The organism is Streptomyces sp. bgisy159, from assembly GCF_057707805.1.
This window is the reverse complement of record NZ_JBYIQX010000032.1, coordinates 56,639-78,893: the sequence shown is the minus strand read 5'-3', so window position 1 is coordinate 78,893 and position 22,255 is coordinate 56,639. Positions and strand designations below refer to the sequence as shown.

Annotated in this window: 22 protein-coding genes; 13 read left to right on the top strand and 9 right to left on the bottom strand. The window is 73.1% G+C overall.

The window, feature by feature from the left end; all coding sequences use genetic code 11:
- Positions 1 to 959, bottom strand: a 959-nt coding sequence (locus AC3ET3_RS26245) for an ABC transporter substrate-binding protein (protein ID WP_435612998.1), incomplete at its 3' end; no start/stop codon positions are given.
- Positions 960 to 1,246: 287 nt separating this feature from the next.
- Here AC3ET3_RS26245 and AC3ET3_RS26240 point away from each other — a divergent pair.
- From AC3ET3_RS26240 to AC3ET3_RS26225, 4 genes are read left to right on the top strand one after another with little or no spacing between them, the layout of a single operon-like run.
- On the top strand, positions 1,247 to 4,357 hold the full coding sequence (locus tag AC3ET3_RS26240; protein ID WP_435612997.1) for a sensor histidine kinase: 3,111 nt from the start codon (positions 1,247 to 1,249) through the stop codon (positions 4,355 to 4,357).
- On the top strand, positions 4,354 to 4,854 hold the full coding sequence (locus tag AC3ET3_RS26235) for a roadblock/LC7 domain-containing protein (RefSeq protein ID WP_432135813.1): 501 nt from the start codon (positions 4,354 to 4,356) through the stop codon (positions 4,852 to 4,854). The genes AC3ET3_RS26240 and AC3ET3_RS26235 overlap by 4 nt, the downstream gene beginning before the upstream one ends.
- Positions 4,855 to 4,902: 48 nt before the next feature.
- Positions 4,903 to 5,343 carry a DUF742 domain-containing protein gene (locus tag AC3ET3_RS26230; protein WP_432156299.1) on the top strand — a complete coding sequence of 147 codons (441 nt, stop codon included), beginning with the start codon at positions 4,903 to 4,905 and terminating at the stop codon, positions 5,341 to 5,343.
- The gene (locus AC3ET3_RS26225) at positions 5,330 to 5,932 is read left to right on the top strand and encodes a GTP-binding protein (RefSeq protein WP_432135815.1); all 603 of its coding nucleotides are present in this window, start codon (positions 5,330 to 5,332) and stop codon (positions 5,930 to 5,932) included. Before AC3ET3_RS26230 ends, AC3ET3_RS26225 begins: the two co-directional genes overlap by 14 nt.
- Before the next feature lie 130 nt (positions 5,933 to 6,062).
- Here the strand turns inward: AC3ET3_RS26225 and AC3ET3_RS26220 are convergent, their stop codons facing one another.
- From AC3ET3_RS26220 to AC3ET3_RS26210, 3 genes are read right to left on the bottom strand one after another with little or no spacing between them, the layout of a single operon-like run.
- Positions 6,063 to 6,731: an ABC transporter permease gene (locus tag AC3ET3_RS26220; protein WP_432135816.1), complete on the bottom strand. Its 669-nt coding sequence runs from the start codon at positions 6,729 to 6,731 to the stop codon at positions 6,063 to 6,065.
- Entirely contained in the window at positions 6,728 to 7,402 is a 675-nt protein-coding gene (locus AC3ET3_RS26215) for an ABC transporter permease (protein WP_432156300.1), read from the bottom strand. Before AC3ET3_RS26215 ends, AC3ET3_RS26220 begins: the two co-directional genes overlap by 4 nt.
- Positions 7,399 to 8,529, bottom strand: a complete 1,131-nt coding sequence (locus AC3ET3_RS26210) for an ABC transporter ATP-binding protein (protein ID WP_432135818.1) — start codon at positions 8,527 to 8,529, stop codon at positions 7,399 to 7,401. Before AC3ET3_RS26210 ends, AC3ET3_RS26215 begins: the two co-directional genes overlap by 4 nt.
- Positions 8,530 to 9,071: 542 nt before the next feature.
- Between AC3ET3_RS26210 and AC3ET3_RS26205 the strand changes: the two genes are divergently transcribed.
- Positions 9,072 to 10,076, top strand: coding sequence for a lysylphosphatidylglycerol synthase transmembrane domain-containing protein (locus tag AC3ET3_RS26205; protein ID WP_432156301.1), 1,005 nt, complete (start codon positions 9,072 to 9,074; stop codon positions 10,074 to 10,076).
- Position 10,077: 1 nt separating this feature from the next.
- Here the strand turns inward: AC3ET3_RS26205 and msrB are convergent, their stop codons facing one another.
- From msrB to AC3ET3_RS26185, 4 genes are all read right to left on the bottom strand, one after another.
- The gene (gene msrB, locus AC3ET3_RS26200) at positions 10,078 to 10,485 is read right to left on the bottom strand and encodes a peptide-methionine (R)-S-oxide reductase MsrB (protein WP_432135820.1); all 408 of its coding nucleotides are present in this window, start codon (positions 10,483 to 10,485) and stop codon (positions 10,078 to 10,080) included.
- A 22-nt stretch (positions 10,486 to 10,507) separates the two neighbouring features.
- Positions 10,508 to 11,902, bottom strand: a complete 1,395-nt coding sequence (gene murC, locus AC3ET3_RS26195) for a UDP-N-acetylmuramate--L-alanine ligase (RefSeq protein WP_435612996.1) — start codon at positions 11,900 to 11,902, stop codon at positions 10,508 to 10,510.
- Between the two features lie 112 nt (positions 11,903 to 12,014).
- Entirely contained in the window at positions 12,015 to 12,488 is a 474-nt protein-coding gene (locus tag AC3ET3_RS26190) for an indole-3-glycerol phosphate synthase (RefSeq protein WP_432135822.1), read from the bottom strand.
- A gap of 145 nt (positions 12,489 to 12,633) precedes the next feature.
- A complete protein-coding gene (locus AC3ET3_RS26185; protein ID WP_435612995.1) occupies positions 12,634 to 13,449 on the bottom strand; it encodes a pyrimidine reductase family protein in 816 nt (271 codons plus the stop codon).
- Between the two features lie 37 nt (positions 13,450 to 13,486).
- On the opposite strand from AC3ET3_RS26185, the gene zapE reads away from it, so the two are divergent.
- From zapE to AC3ET3_RS26160, 5 genes are all read left to right on the top strand, one after another.
- Positions 13,487 to 14,605, top strand: a complete 1,119-nt coding sequence (zapE, locus tag AC3ET3_RS26180; RefSeq protein ID WP_432135824.1) for a cell division protein ZapE — start codon at positions 13,487 to 13,489, stop codon at positions 14,603 to 14,605.
- 220 nt (positions 14,606 to 14,825) lie between these two features.
- Complete coding sequence (locus AC3ET3_RS26175; RefSeq protein ID WP_432135825.1) at positions 14,826 to 15,407, top strand: carbonic anhydrase; 582 nt, start codon at positions 14,826 to 14,828, stop codon at positions 15,405 to 15,407.
- A gap of 8 nt (positions 15,408 to 15,415) precedes the next feature.
- Positions 15,416 to 16,873, top strand: coding sequence for a SulP family inorganic anion transporter (locus tag AC3ET3_RS26170; RefSeq protein ID WP_432135826.1), 1,458 nt, complete (start codon positions 15,416 to 15,418; stop codon positions 16,871 to 16,873).
- A gap of 130 nt (positions 16,874 to 17,003) precedes the next feature.
- Positions 17,004 to 17,792: a slipin family protein gene (locus AC3ET3_RS26165; protein WP_432135827.1), complete on the top strand. Its 789-nt coding sequence runs from the start codon at positions 17,004 to 17,006 to the stop codon at positions 17,790 to 17,792.
- Between the two features lie 90 nt (positions 17,793 to 17,882).
- The gene (locus tag AC3ET3_RS26160; RefSeq protein ID WP_432156305.1) at positions 17,883 to 19,256 is read left to right on the top strand and encodes an alkaline phosphatase PhoX; all 1,374 of its coding nucleotides are present in this window, start codon (positions 17,883 to 17,885) and stop codon (positions 19,254 to 19,256) included.
- A 13-nt stretch (positions 19,257 to 19,269) separates the two neighbouring features.
- Here the strand turns inward: AC3ET3_RS26160 and AC3ET3_RS26155 are convergent, their stop codons facing one another.
- Positions 19,270 to 19,623 (bottom strand): ArsR/SmtB family transcription factor, encoded by a 354-nt coding sequence (locus AC3ET3_RS26155; protein WP_432135829.1) that lies wholly within the window; start codon positions 19,621 to 19,623, stop codon positions 19,270 to 19,272.
- A 132-nt stretch (positions 19,624 to 19,755) separates the two neighbouring features.
- Between AC3ET3_RS26155 and AC3ET3_RS26150 the strand changes: the two genes are divergently transcribed.
- From AC3ET3_RS26150 to AC3ET3_RS26140, 3 genes are all read left to right on the top strand, one after another.
- Entirely contained in the window at positions 19,756 to 20,634 is an 879-nt protein-coding gene (locus AC3ET3_RS26150) for a polysaccharide deacetylase family protein (protein ID WP_432135830.1), read from the top strand.
- 212 nt (positions 20,635 to 20,846) lie between these two features.
- The gene (locus AC3ET3_RS26145) at positions 20,847 to 21,026 is read left to right on the top strand and encodes a hypothetical protein (protein WP_432135831.1); all 180 of its coding nucleotides are present in this window, start codon (positions 20,847 to 20,849) and stop codon (positions 21,024 to 21,026) included.
- 94 nt (positions 21,027 to 21,120) lie between these two features.
- On the top strand, positions 21,121 to 21,828 hold the full coding sequence (locus AC3ET3_RS26140; RefSeq protein WP_435612994.1) for an aminoacyl-tRNA hydrolase: 708 nt from the start codon (positions 21,121 to 21,123) through the stop codon (positions 21,826 to 21,828).
- Positions 21,829 to 22,255: the final 427 nt, after the last annotated feature.

The following is a 22,255-nucleotide window of genomic DNA, read 5'->3' as shown; positions in this document are numbered from 1 at the left end:
CAGCCCAGGCCGGCCGACTTCAGCCACGCCTTGGCGACGTCCAGCGGGTCCTTGTTCTCCAGCTGCACCTGGGAGTCCAGGTCCAGGAGGGTCTTGGTGTCCAGCTTGGCGGAGACGGCGTTGAGCGCGTCGACGCCCTCCTGGGACAGACCGCTCTTGTAGACGAGCGGAGTCACGTTGGCGAACCCGAAGAGGTTCTCCGGGTCCTGCAGGACGACGAACTTCTCCTTGGTGATGGTCGGGTCGGTGGTGAAGATGTCCGCGGCCTGCACGGTGTTCTTCTTCAGCGCGGCCTGGGTGAGCGGGCCGCCGGCGTCGAGCGCCTTGAAGGACTTGAACTTCAGGCCGTACACCTTCTCCAGACCGACCATGCCCTGCTGCCGGGTCTGGAACTCGGGCGATCCGCCGAGGATGAGTTCGGGCGCGACGTCCTTGAGGTCGGCGAGCGTCGAGTCGGCGGTGAGCTCGTACTTCTCGGCGGTCTCGGCGTTGATCGAGACGGAGTCCTTGTCCTCGGCGGGCGACGACTCCAGAAGGGTCAGCTTCGGGTCGAGCTTGGCCTTCGCCGCCGCGTTCACCGCGTCACGCGAGGTCTGCTCGGCGTCCGGGTCGAGGTAGGCGAGCAGGGACCCGTTGTACTCCGGCAGGACGGTGATCGAACCGTTCTTGAGCAGGCCGTAGGTGGTCTCACGGCTGCCGATGTTCGGCTTGTAGGACACCTTGATGCCCTTGGCCTTGAGGGCCTCGCCGTAGATGTCGGCGAGGAGGATGCTCTCCGCGAAGTTGTTCGAGCCGACGACGACGGTGCTGCCGTCCGCCTGGCCCTCGTCGAGCGGGTTGGAGGCCGTGTCGTCGGAGGAGCTGCATCCCGCCAGCAGGGCCGCCGCCGCGGCCAGGGCGACGGCCGTCGCGCCGGGGTGTCTCCGGATGGACCTGCTGCGGTGGGCGTTGGAAGTCACAATTCCGTTCCGGGCTATGGGGGTCTGTGAAGAACGCAGTCCCCGATCCAATCCAGCCGCTTCTCGATCAGTCAAGAGCGGTCGTGTTAACGATTCCCTTCGTACAGGGCGGATCGGCGACCGAGGGACGGCGAAGGCGCTTCGTAATTGATTCTTGACGTAGGGCAACGTGCTCGCGTGTTCGAAGAGACGATAGTCTCGCCGCAGTTGGCGACCTCAGCATCGATCACAGACGGTCACAAGCGTGCAGTGCGCGCGGTGCCGCAGCAGTCCACGAAGGAGGCCCGGTGTCCACGAAAGAGGTGGACGCGCCAGCCCGGCCGGCACCCTCGTCCGTACGCCCGGGCCTGCGGGCCTTCGCCGACCGCTGGCCGTTCCAGCGCAAGCTCACCCTCCTCGTCGGCGTGCCGCTGACGGTGATCGCGGTCCTGCTCGCCTACCTGATCACCGACCTGGTACAGGACTCCGACCGGGCCGAGGAGGCCGCCCAGCTCGCCCGCGACAGCGCGGAGGTGGCGCGGCTGGTCTCCCTCATCGAGGCCGAGCACCAGCAGGCCATCCTGCTGTCGGTGCGTCACCAGGCCGCCTTCGACGGCGGCACCCCGTCCTCCGACCCGTACCGCGTAGCCCAGATCACCGTCGACAGCCAGATCCGCACGGTGCGCGAGACGTTCGGGGACCGGCTGCCGGCCGGCGAGGCGAGGGCGCTGAAGGAGATCGAGGGGCTGGCCGGTCTGCGCGACACCGTCGAGCAGGGCTATCTCCCCGCCGACAACATCGATCCGGCGTACTCCGGCGCCGCCCAGAGCCTGATCGACGGGCTCGGCCTGGACCGCAACTCCGCGCTCGCCACCACCTTCACCGGCAGTCTGCTCGACTCGCTGCTGCGGGCCGACGCCGCCCACGGCGCCTACGAGACCGGCGTGTTCTCCGCGCTCACCGGCGACTCCAACGCGCTGATCGAGTACACCGGCGCGGTCGGCTCCCACAAGCTGTACATGTACCAGGCCGACCGCTTCGCCCGGTTCGCCACCGAGGCGCAGGCCGAGCGGCTCGGCGGCATCGAGCACAACGCGGCCCAGGCGGTCATCGGCCGGCACTTCGCCGAGCTGGCGGTCGACCCCAGCGCGCTGCAGGCCGAGTCCACCGACGAGATCCGGGTGGCGCTGCGCAACGCGCTCGGCGCCTACGGCGACTACCAGCAGCAGGCCGAGACCCGGCTGGAGATCACCGGCGCGCTCATCGACCAGATCGCCGACCGGGCCGAGGGCGCCGCCACCAGCGCGCAGTGGCGGGTGGGGCTGCTGCTCAACCTCACCCTGCTCGGTTTCGCCGTGTGGATCGGCTTCTCCGTGCTGGTGCGGCGCTCCGTCATCCGTCCCGTGCTCGCGCTCACCGCCGCCGCGCAGGAGGTCGCCGACGTCGCCGGACGCGAGCTGGCGCGGGTGGCCGACGACGACGCCGAGGAGAGCGGGCCGCCCCGGCTGCGCGAGCTGCCGGTCACCGCGGACGACGAGATCGGCGAGCTCGCCCGGGTGTTCAACAACGTGCAGACCAAGGCGGCGGCGCTGCTGGAACGGCAGGTGCTCAGCCGGCGCAACGTCGCCGAGATGTTCGGCAACGTGGGACGGCGGGTCAGCAACCTCACCTCGCGGCAGCTCTCGCTCATCGACGCCGTCGAGCGGGGCGAGACCGATCCCGCGCTGCTGGAACGCCTGTACTCCATCGACCACATCGCCGTGCGCCTGCGACGCAACGCGGACAGCCTGATGCTGCTGGCCGGCATCCGCGAGACGGTCCTCGACGCCGGCCCGACGGCTCTCACCAACGTCGTTCGGGCCGCGCTCGGGCAGATCGAGGACTACCGGCGGGTCCGACTGCACGCCCGGACCGAGGTGATGGTCGAGCCCGACATGATCGGCGACCTCACGCTGATGGTGGCGGAACTCCTGGAGAACGCGGTGTCGTTCTCCCCCGCCGGCAGCCCCGTCGAGGTCACCGTCAGTGCCGGGGCCGAGGGGGCGTCCGTGGTCGTCGCCGACCACGGCCTCGGCATGAGCGCGGAGCGGCTCGCGGAGGAGAACGCCCGGCTGGTCCGCCGCGAACGGCTCGACCTGGTCCCGACCAAGGTGCTCGGCCTCTTCGTGGTCGGCGCACTCGCCCGCCGCTGGGAGGTGGGGGTCGCGCTCTCCCGCACGCCCGGCGGCGGCGTCACGGCGGAGGTCGCGATCCCGGCGTCCCTGCTGCCGTCACCGGACGGGATGGCGGCGGCCACGCGACCGGCGGTCACGGCCCCAGGCGCGACGGGGCACCCGGCCGCTGCCGGGGACTCCGCGTTGGCGGGGAACCCCGCGCCGGGCGGGAACCTGGCGTCGGTCGCGGAACACACCGGGCCGGCCCCCGCACTCGCGTCCGCCGAGAACACCGCGGCTGCCGACCTTCCCCAGTCCGCCGGAGCCTCCGCGTCTGCCGGAGGCCCCGAGGTGGCCGCGAGCCCCGCGCCGGCCGAAGCCGCCCGGTCCGCCGAGAACCCCGTCCCCGTCACCGGTCCCACGCCCTCCGTGCCGACCGTCGGTGGAGAGGCGGGAGGACTGCCGCGTCGTACGCCGCGCCGGGAGGCCGGTACCGACCCGGTGGAGACACCGCACGTCCCACGAGCGCGCGGCGAGGAGGCACCGACCGGCGGCACGACCGAAGAGGCACCGGCCGGCGGCACGACAGGGGCACGCCCGTTGCGCCGACGGGTGCGGGGGGCGACCCTGCGGGCGACGTTCGACGCGGGCACACCCCAGCACGACCGCCACGCACCGCGCCCGGCCGACGCGGACATGGTCCGCACCACGCTGGAGGAGTTCGAGGCCGCGGTGGAACGCGCCCACCGCGACACGGCGGAGATCCCGGTCGACCGGCTGCGGCGACAAAACGCCGGGCGGCAGGGCACGGCCCCCGGCACCGGCGGCACCCCACGGGCCGGAGACGCACCTCCCACCGGCGACACAGCACGGACCGGAGACGCACCGGGGACGGGAGAGGCACCGGGGACCGGAGACGCACCGCGCACCACCGATCACACCGGCACCGACACCGACACCGGCACCGGCACCGGCACCGGCACCGGCACCGGCACCGGCACCGACCACGCCATAGCGCCCCCGCCCGACCATCCTCCCCTCGCCCACCCACCGCTCGACGCCGACGCCCCCGGCCCCGACACGGCTCACACCCGGGCCGACGCACCACCCGCCCCGGGCGAGACCGCTTCGGGCGAGACCGCCCGCCCCGACGACACTCCGCGCACCCCCGGCGCCGCGGCCCGCCCCGAGGGCGCGGCGGGCGGTTCCGGCCGGGACGGTGCCACGCAGGACCAGAACCACCATCCGGAAGGAGCCGAGCAGTGAGCACGCCGAAGGGTGACGCCCCGACGGGCGACGCCACGCCGACCGATCTGCGGGCCGCCGCAGCCGACTTCACCTGGCTGCTCAACCGTTTCGCCACCGAGACCGCCGGTGTCGTGGACGCCATCGCGGTGTCCTCGGACGGGCTGCTGATCGCCGTCTCGGAGCTGCGTGAGCACGCCGACTCCGAGCGGCTCGCCGCGATCGTCTCCGGCATCACCAGCCTGGCCGCCGGCGCCTCCGGCAACTACGGCCTGGGCGGTCTGAACAAGGTCATCATCGATCTGGAGGGCGGCCATGTGCTGGTCTCCGCGATCGGCAGCGGAGCCGTCCTCGGCGTGGTCACCGACAAGGAGGCCAAGCTGGGCAACATCGCCTACGAGATGACGGTGTTCGCGAACCGGGCCGGCGCCGCCCTCAGCCCGCAGCTGGTGCTGGAGCTGAAGAACTCGGTCACCGCCGCCCAGAACCAGGCCAGAAGCAGGACCCGACTGCGCTGAGGCCGGCCGGCCCGACGAGCGAGCAGCAGAGAAGAAGAGGAACCACCGATGGCGGACGGCCGTATCCCCCGCGGCACCGGCGGGGACGGCGCCGCCCCGGACGGCCCCGCCCCCGCCGTACGGCCCTTCCTGGTCACCGCCGGCCGGGTGGCGGGCGCGGACCGGGCCGCGCCCAGCCGGCCGATCCCCGTCGAGACCCAGGTGGTGACGACCACCGCCGGGCTCGCCGCGCTCGACCGGCTCTCCTTCGAGCAGCACGACATCGTCGCCGCCTGCCGTCGGCCGCAGTCCATCGCCGAGATCGCGGCCCGGCTGCGGCTGCACCTGAACGTGGTGCGGGTCCTCGCCGAGGACCTGCGCGCGGCCGGGTGCCTGACGGTGCATGTGCCCGACTCCGGCGCCACCCACGACGCCTCCGTCCTGCGCAGGGTTATCGATGGCCTGCGGGCCATCCCCGACTCCCGAGGGGTACACCGTGACACCGACTGACCCGACCGCCGTCGGCGGCGCGGCCGCGATGACCGCCGTACGGCCGCCGCTGCCGGTGAAGCTGGTGATCGCGGGCGGTTTCGGCGTGGGCAAGACCACCACCGTCGGGTCGATCTCCGAGATCGAGCCGCTGACCACCGAGGCGGCGATCACGGAGGTGGCGGCGGGCGTCGACGACCTCACGCACACCCCGCGCAAGACCACGACCACGGTGGCGATGGACTTCGGGTGCATCACCATCGACCCCACGCTGAAGCTGTACCTGTTCGGCACGCCCGGGCAGGAGCGGTTCGGGTTCATGTGGGACGACATCGTGGAGGGCGCGGTCGGCGCGCTGGTCATCGTGGACACCCGGCGGCTGGACGACTGCTACGCGGCCGTCGACTACTTCGAGCACAAAGGCATCCCGTTCGCCGTCGCGATCAACGCCTTCGACGGCCACGTCGAGCACACCCTGGACGAGGTCCGCTGGGCGCTCGACGTGGCGGAGGCCGTCCCCCTCCTGGTCTTCGACGCCCGTGAGCGCGGCTCGGTGCGCGACGCGCTGCTCGTCGTACTGGAACAGGCCCTGCACCGCGCCGAGAACTGAACAGCGGTCCGCGAACGGCCGCCGGCACGGCGTCCCGCGGGAGCCGGCGTGCCTCCCGGCCGCCGCCTCCCACTGCCCGACCGCCCCATGCCCGACGCCCCGTGCCCACCCCGTGCCGGCGCCGGCTGCCCTACGCCCGGTGCCGTACTCCCCGCGACACCGCCGTCCGGGCCACCGCCCAGAACACACCGAGGGTGACCAGCGCGAGCGCGGCGACCAGTGAGGCGCCGCCGACGACCTTCTCGTAGTCGCGCTGGTAGAGCCCGTCGACGATGTAGCGGCCGAGGCCGCCGAAACTGACGTACGCGGCGATGGTGGCGGTCGAGACGATCTGGACGGCGGCCGTGCGCAGACCGCTGAGGATCAGCGGGAGGGCGGCGGGGAGTTCCACCTGGAACAGCACCCCGGCCTCGCTCATACCCATGCCCCGCGCGGCGTCCACGGGCGCCGGCTCGACGGAGCGCACCGCCTCGTACGTCGTCACCAGGATCGGCGGGACGGCGAGCGCGACCAGCGGGACCATCACGGGGGCGAGGCCCAGGCCGAGCAGGATGAACATCAGCACCATCAGGCCGAAGCTGGGCAGCGCGCGGCCGACGGTGGCGATCAGGGCGAGGGTGTTGCCGCCGCGGCCGGTGTGCCCGGAGACCAGGCCGACCGGCAGGCCGACGGCGGCGGCGATGCCGAGCGCCATCAGGGTGTACCGGACGTGTTCCAGGACGCGCGTGGGGATGCCGTCGTAGCCCTGCCAGTGGGCGCCGTCGCCGAAGAAGGCCGAGATGTGGTTCAGGACGTTCACCGGGCGGCCCCCTTCGCCACGAGCGGGCGGGTACCGCGCGGCATCCAGGGCGTCAGCAGCACCCGCAGCACGATGAGCACGGCATCCACGGCGACGGCGAGGACGGCCGTGCCCACGACGGACAGCCACACCAGGCGCGGCTGGTCGTACTTCAGGCCGGCGTCGAGCATGTTGCCGAGGGCGCCCTGGTTGCCGATCAGCATGCCGACGCTGACGAGGGAGATGCTCGACACCGACGCCACCCGCAGCCCGGCGATGATCGCGGGCGCCGCGATCGGCAACTGCACCTGGACGTAGCGCCGTACGGGCCCGAAGCCCATGGCCGTGGCCGCGGCCAGCGTCTCCTGCGGCACGGAACGCACGCCGTCCACGATCGCCGGGACCAGCACGACCAGGCTGTAGAGGGCCAGGGGGATCATCACCGTGAGTTCGCTCAGGCCGGTGTAGTCGATGAGGACGACGAAGAAGGCGAGCGACGGGATCGCGTACAGCACGGTCGTCACCCACAGCACCGGCGGGTACAGCCAGGTCAGCCGGACGCAGACCTGCGCGACGGGCAGCGCCACCAGCAGCCCGGCCAGCACCGGGATCAGCGCCTCGCGCAGGTGGAGGGCGACCAGATCGAAGTAGCCGTACTGGAGGTAGCTCGGCATGTCGAAGAGTTCGCTCACAGCGCCACCTGCTCACCCCGGGTGTTCTCCGCGTGGGCCCGGCGGATCGCCTCGGCGATGGTCTGCTGCGAGACCACCCCGGCGGCCCGGCCCTCGGCGTCCACGGCGACGGCCCAGCCGGTGGGCGAGAGCACCGCGCAGTCCAGTGCGGCGCGCAGCGAGTCGGTACCGGCGGCGAACGGCCGTCCGCACGGCAGGAGTCGGTCCGCGCTGACGTCTCCGGCGGCCAGGTCGTGGGGGGCGCCCCAGCCGAGCGGCCTGCCGTCCAGGTCGGTCACCAGCAGGTACGGGGTGTCGCCGGTGTCGCGGGCGGCGATCTGCTCGGCGGTGGCGTCGATCGCGACGACCGGCGCGGTCAGCAGCTCCAGCCCGTCGGCGGAGAAGAAGGACAGCCTGCGGATGCCGCGGTCGGTGCCGAGGAAGTCCTCGACGAAGGCGTCGGCGGGGTGGGAGAGCAGTTCGGCGGGCGGCGCGTACTGGGCGAGGCGGCCGCCGGTGCGCAGCACGGCGACCGTGGTGCCGATCTTGACCGCCTCGTCGATGTCATGGGTGACGAAGACGATGGTCTTGCCCAGCTCCTCCTGGATGCGCAGGAGTTCGTCCTGGAGTCCCTTGCGGACGATGGGGTCGACGGCGGAGAACGGCTCGTCCATCAGCAGCACCGGCGGGTCGGCGGCGAGCGCCCGGGCCACGCCGACGCGCTGCTGCTGGCCGCCGGAGAGCTGGTAGGGGTAGCGCCTGGCGAGGGAGCCGTCGAGGCCGACCCGCTCCATCAGCTCGCGGGCGCGGGCGCGGGCCCGCTCCTTGCCCCAGCCGAGCAGCCGGGGCACGGTGGCGATGTTGTCGAGGATGGTGCGGTGCTGGAACAGGCCGGCGTTCTGGATGACGTACCCCATCGACCGGCGCAGGGTGTTGACGGGCTGTTGCCTGCTGTCGACGCCGTCGATGGTGATGGTGCCCTCGGTGGGCTCGACCATCCGGTTGATCATCCGCAGGGTGGTCGTCTTGCCGCAGCCCGAGGGGCCGACGAGCACGGTGATGGAACGGTCCGGGATCTCCAGGGAGAGCCGGTCGACCGCCACCGTGCCGTCCGGGTACCGCTTGGTGACTGAATCTATCCTTATCAAGACGCCGAATGCCCTTCGGGTTTGGCAGAATCCGCCCGCTCCTGACCACGTCGTGCACGGGCCGTTGCGGGGAGAGTCTAGACCGCGCAGGGTACGGCCGCCGGGACCGCCGGCAGGCCCTCGCTGTGCAGCACCCGCCGTCCGGCGTCCACCGCGTACCCCTCGCAGCCCTCCCCGGCGACGCCCGGCCCGCCCGGCCCGCCCGGCTCGCCACAGGCGCCGGCCTCCCGGCGCGGCCGACAGGTCGGATGCGGCTTCGCGGGCCCGGTCTCCCCCGCGGCCGTCCCGCCCCCTGCGCTGTCCGTCCCCGCCGGGCGGCCCCCGGCGGGGACCGGTCGGGGGTGAGTGGGCGGCCGGTGGGGCAGAAACCTTCTTGGGCGCGTCGCTGTCTCGTCGGCCGGGCAGCCTCGCGGTCGCTCCTTCGGCGCGCGGAGCGGGCTCGTGGCGGCTTGCGTCGGTGCACCGGAGGGGAGCGAGCCTCCCCGTGCGGGCACGGCCCTGTCCGATCCGCCGCGGCCGCGACGCGGAAGGACGACTGCGCCGTGACCCCGCCGCCGCTCGACGACACGACCGCGCAGCAGCCGGCCGCCGCCCCGGTCCGCCCGGCCCGCCCGCTGTCGCCCGCGGCGCGGCACGCGGTGAGTCTGTTCCCGCTGCTGGTCCTCGCCGGGTGGGCGGCGTTCGACCGGCGGGCCGCCCGTGACGGTGTCGCCCGGCTCGCCGGCGCGGACCCGTGGTGGCTGCTGGCCGGGGCGGGCTTCACGTTCCTGGGCTCGCTCGCCGCCGCGTGCATCCGGCAGGGCGCGCTGCCGGACCGTCTGCCGCCCGGTCTGCTGATCGCCTCGCAGTTCGCCGCCGGCGCCGCCAACCACGTCCTGCCGGCCGGCCTGGGCGCCCACGCCGTGACACTGCGCTTCCTGCGCCGACAAGGCGTCCCGCTGGCCCGGGCGACCGCCTCCATCGCCCTGTACTCCCTGGTCAGAGCGGTCGCGAAGACCCCTGTGGTGCTGGTCTTCCTGCTCGCCGCGCCGCACGCCGTCCGCCCCGAGGCACTGCTGCCGCAGGGGCGGGCCCTGCTCATGGCGGTGGCCGGCGTGCTGCTCGGTCCGGCGGCGGCCGTCCTGGTCCTGGCGGCGGTCCCGCCCCTGCGCCGCCCGGCGCTGGACGCCGTGCGCACGGCCCTGACCGACGTACGCCGGCTGCACACCCGTCCGAGCCGCTTCCTGCCCCTGTGGGGCGGGGCGGTCGCGGCGCCCCTGATCCAGGCGGGCGTCGTCGCCTCGGTGGGCACCGCACTGGCTCTGCCCCTGTCGTGGGCCCAGCTGGCCTTCGCCTACCTCGCGGCGAGCACGGCCGCGGGCGCGGTCCCCGCACCGGGCGGCATCGGCCCGCTCGACGCGGCCCTCGTCCTCACCCTGGCCGGCTACGGCGCCCCGCTCCCCCTGGCCACCACCACGGTCCTCGGCTACCGCGCCCTGACCGTCTGGCTCCCGCTGCTGCCCGGCACGCTCGCGATGTCCGCGATGGTGCAGCGGGAGGCGCTGTGAGTCACTCCCCGGCGGGCCGGAGCCGCAGCGAGATGCTGTTGATGCAGTACCGCTGGTCCGTCGGGGTCGGGTAGCCCTCGCCCTCGAAGACGTGGCCGAGGTGGGAGCCGCAGCGGGCGCAGCGGACCTCGGTGCGGAGCATGCCGTGGGAGCGGTCCTCGATCAGCTCGACCGCGTCGCTGTCCTTCGGGTCGTAGAAGGACGGCCAGCCGCAGTGCGAGGCGAACTTGGTGTCGGAGGTGAACAGTTCGGCGCCGCAGGCGCGGCAGGAGTAGACGCCCTCGGTCTTGGTGTCGGTGTACTCACCGGTGAACGCGGGCTCCGTCCCGGCCTGCCGCAGCACGGCGTACTCGGCGGGGGTCAGCTCCGCGCGCCACTGCTCGTCGGTCTTGTCGACGTCGTACGACATGTAGGCCAACCCCTCACTTCCGCTACGGCCGCTGCTGCGCGAGCCGGTCCAGGATCTTCGGGCCGAGGTCCGTCACGTCCCCCGCGCCCATGGTCAGAACGAGATCACCGGACCCCGACATTCCCGCGACGGCGTCCGGTACGGCCTCCTTGTCGTGGACCGGCGTCACGTCCGCGCCGGCCGCCCGCGCGGCGTCGATGATCAGCTCGCTGGTGACACCCGGGATCGGGTCCTCACGGGCCGGGTAGATGTCGAGGACCACCGAGGCGTCGGCGAGGGCCAGCGCCCGGCCCATCTCCAGGCCGAGCTCCTGGGTGCGGGAGAACAGGTGGGGCTGGAAGACGACGAGGATCCGCGCGTCACCGACCGCCGCCCGCATGGCCTCCAGGTCGGCCGTCATCTCGGTGGGGTGGTGGGCGTAGGAGTCGATCACCTGGACGCCGGCCGCCTCGCCCTTGAGCTGGAGCCGCCGCTTCACGCCGGTGTAGGCGGCCAGCGCGGGCGCCAGCTCGTCCGCCGGGACGCCGAGCGCGGCACCGGCGGTCAGGGCCGCGACGGCGTTGAGGGCGTAGTGCCGGCCGGGAACCGAGACCGTGAACACGATCTCCTTGCCGTCCAGCACCACCGTGACCCGGCTCTTCAGGCCCTGAGCGACGATCGACACCACCCGTACGTCGGCGTCCGCCGCCTCGCCGTAGGTCACCACCCGCACGCCCTCGACCCGCCGGGTCAGTTCCCGGGCGCCCTCGTGGTCGGCGGAGATCACCAGCGTGCCGCCGGGCACGATCTTGCCGGCGAAGGTCTCGAAGGACTCGTAGATCTCGTCCATGGACGCGTAGTTGGCGTGGTGGTCCAGCTCCACGTTGAGGACGATGGCGACCTCGGGGGCGTACTTGTGGAAGCTCCGGTCCGATTCGTCGGCCTCGGCGACGAAGATCTCGCCGTCACCGTGCAGCGCGTTGGAGCCCGGCGCGTCGAGGTCGCCGCCGATGGCGTACGACGGGTCGAGGCCGAGCTCGGAAAGGGACACCGCGAGCATGGACGTCGTGGTGGTCTTGCCGTGCGTGCCGGCGACGGCGATGGCCCGCTTGCCCTCCATCAGCGCGGCGAGCGCGTCGGACCGGTGCACCACCGGGATCCGGAGCTCGGCGGCGCGGGCCAGCTCCGGGTTGTCCTGCCGGATCGCCGACGACACGACGACACAGCTCGCGTCGTCGGCCAGGTGCCCGGCGGCGTGACCGATGTGCACGGTCACCCCGAGCGCCCGCAGCGCCTCGGCGGTCGCCGACTCCTTGGCGTCGCTCCCGGCGACCTTGGCACCCCGCTGGGCGAGGATCTTCGCGATCCCCGACATCCCGGCTCCGCCGATGCCGATGAAGTGCGGTCGGTCCATGGCGGAAGGAATGCCGGGTGCCATGCGTGATCTCCCAAGCTGCGGTGCGTACGACGATGAGCGAGGTCAGCCTATTGCCTGCGGCGACCCCCGCGGCCGGTAGGGGCGCGGAGCGCCACCGGTACCGGGCGCCGTGTCACGCCTTGCTGTGCGAGAACAGCTTCAGCACCGGTACCCCGACCTTGTGCCGCGCCCGGGAGGCCCAGTCCCGGTGGAAGAACTCCTCCACGTAGTGCGGGTCGGTGAGCACGATCACCTCGTCGGCCCCCACTTCCTCGACCACCCCCTTGAGCGCGTCGAGCGGATGATCCTCGATCAGCCGTCCCTCCGCGCCGTTCCCCGAGTTGCGCAACGCCGTCAGGGACACCTCCAGCGCCCGCTGCCCCACGCTCTTGGCCTCGTCACCCTCCGGGGTCTCCCCTTCCCGCACCGCCTCGTCCAGTTCGCCGAGGGCGATGTCGTCGATGGCCCGCAGCAGCCGGTCGGCCTGGTCGCCTCGCGGCTGGAGCAGCACGTGGAAGGAGACCGGCTCGTCGCCGTGCAAGGTGGTGACGAACTCCACGTCGGCGGACGTCAGGGCCTTCTCGATCATCAGAACGCTTGTGAACACCAGTGCCCCATTCTCCTGGGCCGTTCGCGGCCCGTGCGGAAACCATCCTTCCCCGTGCTCGCACGGGTATGGCGGTCCTAGTCTGCCCACCCGGAGCTAAACGGAACGACTCATTCCGCTGTTTTCGGGACCCCGGGGTGTCGCATCAGGACCTCTGGTACCTGCTGAAGAGGAAACCGTCCTCTTCCAGAAGGGACGCCAGCGCGAACCGGTGCGGAACCGACACCGACGGCCCGCCCGCGATCCGCTGGGCGTCGCCGGCGGTCAGCATCGGCGAGACGGTCAGGCACAGCTCGTCCAGCACCTCGGCGGCCACCAGCTGCCCCAGCAGGCGGGGGCCGCCCTCGGTGAGCAGGCGGGTGTGCCCCAGCTCGGCCAGGGCGCGCACGGCCCGGGCGGGCTCCACGCCGACGCCGCCGCCGGCCACGACGACCCGCGCGCCGGCCTTCTCCGCCGCCGCGACCCGGTCCGGGGCCGCCGCGGCGCCGGTCAGGACGAGCGTGGGCACCAGCGGGGAGGTGAACAGCGGCAGGGAGAAGTCGAGGTCCAGGCTCGCGGAGACCACGGCGACGGCCGGCACCGGCCCCTGGCCCGCGGCCTCGCGCCGCTCGGCGAACTCCGCACGCGCGCGAGCCGGCCGGTAGCCCTCCAGCCGTACCGTTTCCGCACCGACCAGGACCACGTCCGCCAGTGCCCGCAGGGTGCCGAAGATCCGCATGTCCACCGCGTTGGAGATGGGCTGCGAGCGGCCGTCGTGCTGCGCGGCGCCGTCGAGTGTGGAGACCATGTTGGCGCGCAGCCAGGCTCGCGGCTCCCCGGGCGGGGGCTCCGGATAGGCGTAGGCGTCGGCCAGCTCGGCGAGGCTCCACTCGCGGTCGGCCCCGGGGTTCTCGGGGGCCGCGGAGCCCCGGCCGGGCTCCGTCGCCGCTGTCGGGTCGGTCACAGGGAACAGGCGTCGCATATCCCGCAGTCTGGCACGACCTCTAGCATGGGGAAGCGTGTCGTCCTCCCCCGCCAACAGCTCCCCCGCCATCGACGTCGACGCGACAGCCGACGCGACGCCGCTCTCCCTGTGCGCCCGCGAGCCGCATGTCCCCGCGGACCGACTGGTCGCCGAGATGGTGCCGCCGCCGCGCTTCGACTCGGTGCGTTTCAGCACGTACCTCCCGGACCCGAACCAGCCGAGCCAGACCGAGGCGGTGCAGGTCCTGGAGTCCTTCGCGGTGGGGCTGGGCGGAGCGCACGCGAGCGGTACCGCCAGACGGGGGTTCTTCGGCCTCGGCCGGGCGAAGGCTCCGAAGACCCCGGCCGGCCCGCGCGGTGTCTACCTCGACGGCGGCTACGGCGTTGGCAAGACGCACCTGCTGGCCTCCCTGTGGCACGCGACCCCGGCCGAACCGGCCCTGAAGGCGTTCGGCACGTTCGTGGAGCTGACCAATCTGGTGGGCGCGCTGGGCTTCCAGCAGACCGTGCGAACGCTGTCCGGCCACCGCCTGCTGTGCATCGACGAGTTCGAGCTGGACGACCCGGGCGACACCGTCCTGGTCTCCACCCTGCTGGGCAAGCTGGTCGACGCGGGTGTCGCGCTCGCCGCCACCTCCAACACCCTGCCGGGCAAGCTGGGCGAGGGCCGGTTCGCGGCCGCCGACTTCCTGCGCGAGATCCAGGGCCTGTCCGCACACTTCCGCGCGCTGCGCATCGACGGCGAGGACTACCGCCACCGCGGGCTGCCCGAGGCGCCCGCGCCGTACTCGGACGAGCAGGTGACCAAGGCGGCGTACGCCACCGAGGGTGCTTGTCTCGACGACTTCCCGCATCTGCTGGAGCACCTCGCGCGCGTGCACCCCAGCCGCTACGGCGCGCTGACCGACGGGGTGCGCGCGGTCTGCCTGACGGACGTCGGACCGGTGCCCGACCAGTCGACCGCGCTGCGCCTGGTCGTGCTCGCCGACCGGCTCTACGACCGGGAGATCCCGGTGCTGGCCTCCGGGCGCCCCTTCGACCGGCTGTTCAGCGAGGAGATGCTGAAGGGCGGCTACCGGAAGAAGTACTTCCGCGCGATCTCCCGCCTCACCGCCCTGGCCCGGGACGCGAAGGGCCTGGTCGACCCCGCCTGAGAGGTCCGGATCAAGCCAGCCGACCCACCCTTTTGAGGCGCTGTTCCACTGGCAACGCCACGTTAACCCTGCAATCGACTTTGCAGGGTTAACGTGTTTCTTGACCAGTTGTTGACCAACTGTTGGTGCGGTCCGGGGGCATTCCGTCCCGCCGTGCCGCAACACCCTGTCCTGCCCGTCCGACGCGTCCCCCACGACGCGCCAGGAGGAGTCATCACAGATGCAGCCCCTCATCGACAACGCCCGTACCTTCGGACAACGCCCTGAGGAGTTCGCCCCGCTGGCGGCGGGTCAGTCGCCGGAAGTCCTGTTCGTCACCTGCTCCGACTCCCGGGTCGTCCCGGCCCTGATCACGGGCGCCCGCCCCGGCCAGCTCTTCGAGCTGCGCACCGCGGGCAACATCGTGCCGCCCCGTGACCTCGGGCGCCCCACCGCCGAGGCCGCCACCGTCGAGTACGCGGTGGAGGTGCTCGGCGTACGGGACATCGTGGTCTGCGGCCACTCGCACTGCGGCGCGATCGGCGCACTGGTGCGCGGCGACGACCTGGACGCCGTCCCCGCCGTACGGGAGTGGCTGGCGCACGCCGCCGACGAGCCGAAGGCGGCCGACGCCGCCGACCCGACGGTCGCCGAGGCCGTGCGCAACCATGTGCTGACGCAACTGCTGCGGCTGCGCTCCTACCCGTGCGTCGAGGAACGGCTCGCCGACGGCCGGCTCCGGCTGCGCGGCTGGTACTACGAGGTGCACACCGGCGCCGTGTTCGAACACCGCCCCGCGACCGACTCGTTCGAGGCGCTGTGAGGTCGCGCGTGAGCCGGTTCCCTCACATACGCCAGGACTTCGCCGCGTCCCTGGTCGTCTTCCTGGTCGCCCTGCCGCTGTGCGTCGGGGTGGCCGTCGCCTCGGGCGTACCGGCCGAACTGGGCCTGGTCACCGGCATCGTGGGCGGTCTGGTCACCGGAATGCTGCCGGGCAGCAGTCTGCAGGTGTCCGGGCCGGCCGCCGGGATGACGGTACTGGTCTTCGAGGCGGTCCACGAGTTCGGGCTGCCCGCGCTCGGCGTCATCGTGCTGGCCGCCGGGGTGCTGCAGCTCGCCATGGGCGCGCTGCGGCTGGGCCGCTACTTCCGGGCCATCTCGGTCTCCGTCGTCGAGGGCATGCTGGCCGGAATCGGTCTGGTCATCATCGCCGGACAGGTGTACGCGGCGGCCGGCCTGAAGGCCCCCGCCTCCGGTCTGGACAAGATCATCGGCCTTCCCGGGGCGGCGGTCGACGCGCTCGGCAGCGGCGAGGCGCTGGCCTCGCTGGCGGTCGGGGCGGGCACCGTCGCGGTGCTGGTCGGCTGGCGCCGGCTGCCCGAGCGGGTACGGGCGGTGCCCGGGGCGCTCGCCGCGGTGGTCCTGGCGACGCTGGCCTCCCTCGTCCTGCCCGTGCCGGTGGCGAACGTGGAGGTGCGGGGTCTGCTGGACGCCGTCCAGCCGCCCGGCGCCGACGCCTTCGGCGAGCTGGCGAGCCCCGCGCTGCTCGGCACGGTGCTGGCCTTCACCCTGATCGCCTCCGCCGAGTCGCTGTTCAGCGCGGCGGCGGTGGACCGGCTGCACAGCGGGCCGCGCACCCGGTACGACCAGGAGCTGATGGCGCAGGGCGCGGGCAACGCCGTGTGCGGAGTGCTCGGCGCGCTGCCGATGACCGCCGTCATCGTGCGCAGCTCGGCCAACGTCCAGGCCGGCGCCCGCACCAAGGCATCGCGGGTGATGCACGGCGCGTGGCTGCTGCTGTTCGCGGCGCTGCTGCCGTCCGCGCTGGCCCTGATACCCCTGCCCGCGCTGGCCGGCATCCTGGTCCACGCGGGCTGGAAACTGATCCCGTTCCGCTCGGTGGCCGCCCTGTGGCGGGGCCACCGCGGCGAGGCGCTGATCCTCGTGGTCACCGCGGTGTCCATCGTGGCGGTGAACATGTTCGAGGGCGTACTGATCGGCCTGGCCCTGTCGGTCGTCAAGACCGCCTGGGAGGCCTCGCACATGAAGCTGGAGATCGTCGACAAGGGCGCGGGCCCCATCCAGGCGCATCTGTCGGGCAACGCCACCTTCCTGCGGCTGCCGAAGATCCTCGACAGCCTGGAGTCACTGCCGCACGACCGTCCTGTGGAGCTGGACCTGTCCGGCCTGCACCATCTCGACCACGCCTGCCGCACGGCCCTGGAGGCCTGGGCCGAACGCCACAGCAGCACCGCCAGTGAGCCGGTGAAGGTGGTGACGGCGGCCTGAGGACCCCGTCGGCCGCCAAGACCCCGCGTCAGCGGCCGCTCCGGTCCGGGGCCCAGGGCGTGGCCCCGGACCGGAGAGCGGGCATATCGTTGCAGAAGCAGACATTCAGACCTCTTGTGAGGAGGTCGCCATGGTGGCGGAGCTGCTGGGAGCGTTCGCGGCGGCGGCAGCCGCGGGACTGCTGTACCTGGCCGCGGCCGCGCGGGTCGTCAAGCAGTACGAGCGCGGCGTGGTCTTCCGGCTCGGACGGGTGCGGGGCGCCGTGAAGGCACCCGGGTTCACGCTGATCGTCCCGGGTGTGGACCGGCTGCGGAAGGTCAACATGCAGATCGTGACGATGCCCGTGCCCGCCCAGGAGGGCATCACCCGCGACAACGTCACGGTGCGCGTCGACGCGGTCGTGTACTTCCGGGTCGTGGACGCGGCGGCGGCGACCGTCAACGTCGAGGACTACCGGTTCGCCGTCTCGCAGATGGCCCAGACCTCACTCCGCTCGATCATCGGCAAGAGCGAGCTCGACGATCTGCTCTCCAACCGGGAGAAGCTCAACGAGGGCCTGGAGCTGATGATCGACAGTCCGGCCGTGGGCTGGGGCGTGCAGATCGACCGGGTGGAGATCAAGGACGTCTCGCTGCCGGACACCATGAAGCGGTCGATGGCCCGCCAGGCCGAGGCCGACCGCGAGCGCCGGGCCCGGGTCATCAACGCCGACGCCGAGTTGCAGGCGTCGAAGAAGCTCGCCGAGGCGGCCCAGCAGATGGCGGACACCCCCGCCGCGCTGCAACTGCGTCTGCTCCAGACGGTGATGGCCGTGTCCGCCGAGAAGAACTCCACGCTGGTCCTGCCCATCCCCGTGGAGTTGCTGAGGTTCCTGGAGCGGGCTCCCCAGCAGGAACCGCGCCCCTCCGCCGACGGGTGACATGCGCGCCGGGCGTGGTTCCGGGGGCGCGCGGCGGGTGATAGAGACAGCGGGATGACCGTCCCTGTCCGCCAGCAGGAAGGTTCCCGCATGTCCGCGACACGACGTCAGGTCCTCGCCCGCACCGGTGCCCTGGGAGCGGGCATCGCGTTCACCGGAACCCTCACCGACCTCTTCGCGGGCACCGCCGCGGCCCTGCCGCTCGGCCACCGCGGCTACGGCCCGCTCGTGCCCGACCCGGACGGCCTGCTCGACCTGCCGGAAGGTTTCCGCTACCGGGTGCTGTCCCGGGAGGGCGAGCCGCTGCGCTCCGCGGAGGGCCCGGTCCCCTCGCACCCCGACGGCATGACGGCCCTGCCCGGCACCCGCGGCCGGGTCCACCTCGTCCGCAACCACGAGAACCGCGTCACCGCGGCGCACCCCGTCCCCCTGGCGGCCGGCCTCACCTACGACCCGGCGGGCAAGGGCGGCTGCACGGCCCTCACCCTGGACGGGCGCGGCGACCTCACGGTGCTCGACGAGCGGGTCGCCATCGCCGGCACGGCTGTCAACTGCGCGGGCGGCCCCACCCCGTGGGGTACCTGGCTGACCTGCGAGGAGACCGAGGACCGGGCCGGCACCAACGGCTACACCAAGGACCACGGCTTCGTCTTCGAGGTGGACCCGGCCTGCCCGCGCCGCACCGGCGCCGTCCCGCTGACCGCGATGGGCCGCTTCCAGCACGAGGCGGTGGCGATCGACCCGCACCGGGGGGTCGTGTACGAGACGGAGGACGCGTTCGACAGGCCGTTCGGGCTGTTCTACCGCTTCCTGCCGGAGCGGCCGCTGGGCGGCACGGGTTCGCTGCGCGCGGGTGGCCGGCTCCAGGCGATGCGGGTGCCCGGCGTGCCGGACCTGTCCTCGGTCCAGGAGGCCGGGGCCGTCTTCGACGGCGTCGAGTGGACCGACGTCCCGGACCCGTCGGCCACCGGCACACCGACCCGCTTCCAGGACTACGGCCCCAGGGGCATCACCCACGCCCAGAAACTGGAGGGCTGCTACTGGGGCGGGCGGTGCGTGTACTTCGTGTCGTCGTACGCCCGCGGTTCCGAGGGCTCGGCGGCCGACCACCACGGCCAGATCTGGCGGTACGACCCGGCCCGCCGCCGCCTCACCCTGGTGATCGTCTTCGGACCGGACACCGACGTGCGGCTGCCCGGCGAGGCCCCCGACAACATCTGCCTCGCACCCGGCGGCGGACTGATGGTCTGCGAGGACGGCGCGGGCGCCCAGCACGTCTTCGGGGTGACGCGCGGGGGCGAGGTGTACCCGGTGGCGCGCAACGGCCAGAACACCGGCACCCCGCGGGAGCCGGCGTGGGGCGAGTTCGCGGGGGTCACCTTCTCCCCCGACGGCACGACGATGTTCGTCAACTGCTACGACCCGGGCACGACGTTCGCGGTGACCGGCCCCTGGGCACGCTGAGCGCCGGTCCCGTTCAGCGCTGTGATCCGCGGGGCGGTTCCGGGGCGGCTCGCAGGTCGGCCAGGAGCTCCGCCTGGCCGGCCAGTACCCCGGAGAGGATGGTGCGGGCCACCCGCAGCAGCTCGGCGATGTGCGGGCTGGTCAGCGAGTAGTAGACGTTCGACCCCTCCTTGCGGGTCACCACGAGGCCCGCCCGCCTGAGGACGGCGAGCTGCTGCGACAGATGGGCCGGCTCGATCCCCACCACGGGCAGCATCTCGGCCACCGCGTGCTCCCGCTCGCTCAGCAGCTCCAGCACCCGGATGCGCGCCGGGTGCCCGAGCGTCTTGAAGAACTCGGCCTTCAGCTGGTACAGCGGCGCGCTCACAGACCGCTCCTCGTCCACGACATGGGTACATCCTCGCCCACCCGCCCCCCGGCAGGCCCGGTCGGGTGACCTCACCGGAGGGCCGCCCGCCGTACGGCATCCGGCACACCGACCGGATCATATGGTCACACGGTGATCATTCGTGTACGTCGTGCCATCGCCGTGGCCCTCCTCGGTACCGCCCTCACGGCCTGCGGTGCCACCGGACAGCCGGCCCGCGCCGGCCGGCCGGCGCCTGCTGCGTCACCGTCGGCCGCGTCGCCGTCGGTGGCACCGCCCGCACCCGCGCACGCCCGGCCGCCGACGCTGGCGCCGGGGCCCGCCGGGCTGACCCCCGTCTTCCGGCACGCGCCGCGCACCCGGGACCGTGCCGTCGCCCTCACCTTCGACGCGGACATGACCGCCGACCAGGGACCCCGCGCCGCCGCCGGGGAACACTTCGACAACCCGGAGCTCATCGCGGCGCTGCGCGCGCTGAAGGTACCGGCGACCGTGTTCATGACCGGCAGGTGGGCCGAGCAGTACCCCGGCCAGGCCCGCGCCATCGGCCGCGACCCCCTCTTCGAGATCGCCAACCACTCCTACAGTCACTACGCGTTCACCGCCGACTGCTACGGCCTGCCCACCGTCTCCGAGGACCGGATGCGCGCGGACGTGGAGCGGGCGTACGCCGCGTTCCGCGCGGCCGGGGTGCCGGACCCGATGCCGTACTTCCGCTTCCCCGGCGGCTGCTACGACCGGCGGGCGCTGCGCGCGGTCGGCGGGGCCGGGGTCACGGCCATCCAGTGGGACGTGGTCAGCGGGGACGCGTTCGCCACGGACGCGGACGCCGTGGCCCGGCAGGTGCTGGACGGGGTGCGGCCGGGCTCGGTCGTGGTGATGCACTGCACCCGCAGCGCGGCCCCGGCCACCGAGCGGGCCGTGCGGACGATCGTGCCCGAGCTGCGGCGGCGGGGCTACCGCTTCGTGAAGGTGTCCGAGCTGATCGGGGCGACCGGGGAGCGGGGGTGACGCCTTCCGCCCCACCCGCGCCGCTCGTCCGGCCGAGGGGCGCGGGCGCGGCCGCCGGTCCGGTTCCGGACCCGCACCGGCGGCCCGCTCCACCACCGGGCGAAGGGTCCGCATCATCGTGCCCGCGCCACGACGGTGCGGTTCGTCGGATCTGCCGGCGGGGCGCCGGTGACGCCTCCGCGCCCGCCCGGGGGCGCTCGTACGCTGGGGGTATGAGCGATGACGACTACTGCCTCATCGACGCGTCCCGGCCCCCGAAGGCCGACGGGCCGCCGTACGCGGAGTGCGTGCTGTGCCGGGAGCCGACGGAGTACCCGGAGGCGTACAAGGGCATCACGCTGTGCCCGGTGTGCGAATGGCAGGAGGCCCAGCGGACGGCCTGCTCAGGCTGATTCAGCGATGGGCCGGTGCCGGTCGCGGGCGCCGTCGACCGGGTTCCTCTCGACGGCCCGGGCCTGCCTCACCCGGGGATTAGGGTTGGTCGGCGTGAGCGAGTCAGTCGATGACAGTCCCTTCCGGCCCGAGACCGGCGCCCGTGACCAGGCGCGGCAGTTCGTGCTGCCGCTCGTGGTACGGCTGGAGAAGGCCGCGCCGCCCGCCCGTACCGACGCCCTGGAGACCGCCGCGCGCGCCGTGCTCATGCTGCTGAGCGACGAGCGGGCGCGGGGTGACGGCGAGTGGGCGCGGGCCGTGCGGGACTGGCAGGACGCTCGGATCCGCAAGGTGGTCCGGCGTGCCCGGGGCGCCGAGTGGCGGCGGGCCGAGGCGCTGCCCGGGATCACCGCGACCGGGAGGTCGGCCGAGGTGCGGGTGTTCCCGCCGGTTCCGCTCGACGGATGGCCCAAGGAACTGGCGAAACTCCAGGTGTCCGGCACCGAGTTGGACGACCCCGAGCCGCCGGAGCCGGCCGGGCCCGGGGTGCCGGTGCTGTGGATGAGCCCGAAGGTGACGATGTCCGCAGGCAAGGCGATGGCACAGGCCGGACATGGCGCCCAGCTCGCCTGGTGGGAGCTGCGCGAGGAGCAGCGGGCGGCCTGGCACGAGGCGGGTTTCCCCCTCGCCGTACGCACGGCCCCGCCCGAACGCTGGCCCGAACTGACCTCCAGCGGCCTCCCGCTGGTGCGGGACGCAGGGTTCACCGAGATCGCCCCCGGGTCGTGCACGGTGGTGGCGGAGCATCCGGGGCTGCGGTAGCGGGCCGGCGGACGGGAACGTCTGCGTGCTCGCCATCCGAGTACGACCGGATCTCCGGACCCGGTCCGGTGCCTCGTACGAGCGGAACCGGCGTGGTCGCCGCCCTCGGCATCGGCTTGGCGGCTCGACTGCGTGAGGTGTTTCGAGCCGAGGCCCCTGTTGCCGAGCGGCTCGGCAACAGGGGCCCTCCACCGCATCCGCCCGGGGGAAGACGGATGGGGAAGGCCACCGCCCGGGGGAGGGCCGGACCGGGAGAGCGCCGGTGAGGCGGTGGGCGACCACAATGCGCCACCTTGGCCGAAACCTGCAAGGGTTCGGACGCGAGGTCTTGTGCCGACGTGTCCACGCCCCACCAGGCGCCGCCGCGCGAAGCTCAAATGTTGCTCTGAAAGTGCCCGGCGCACGGTTCACGGGCGGCCTGCGCGGA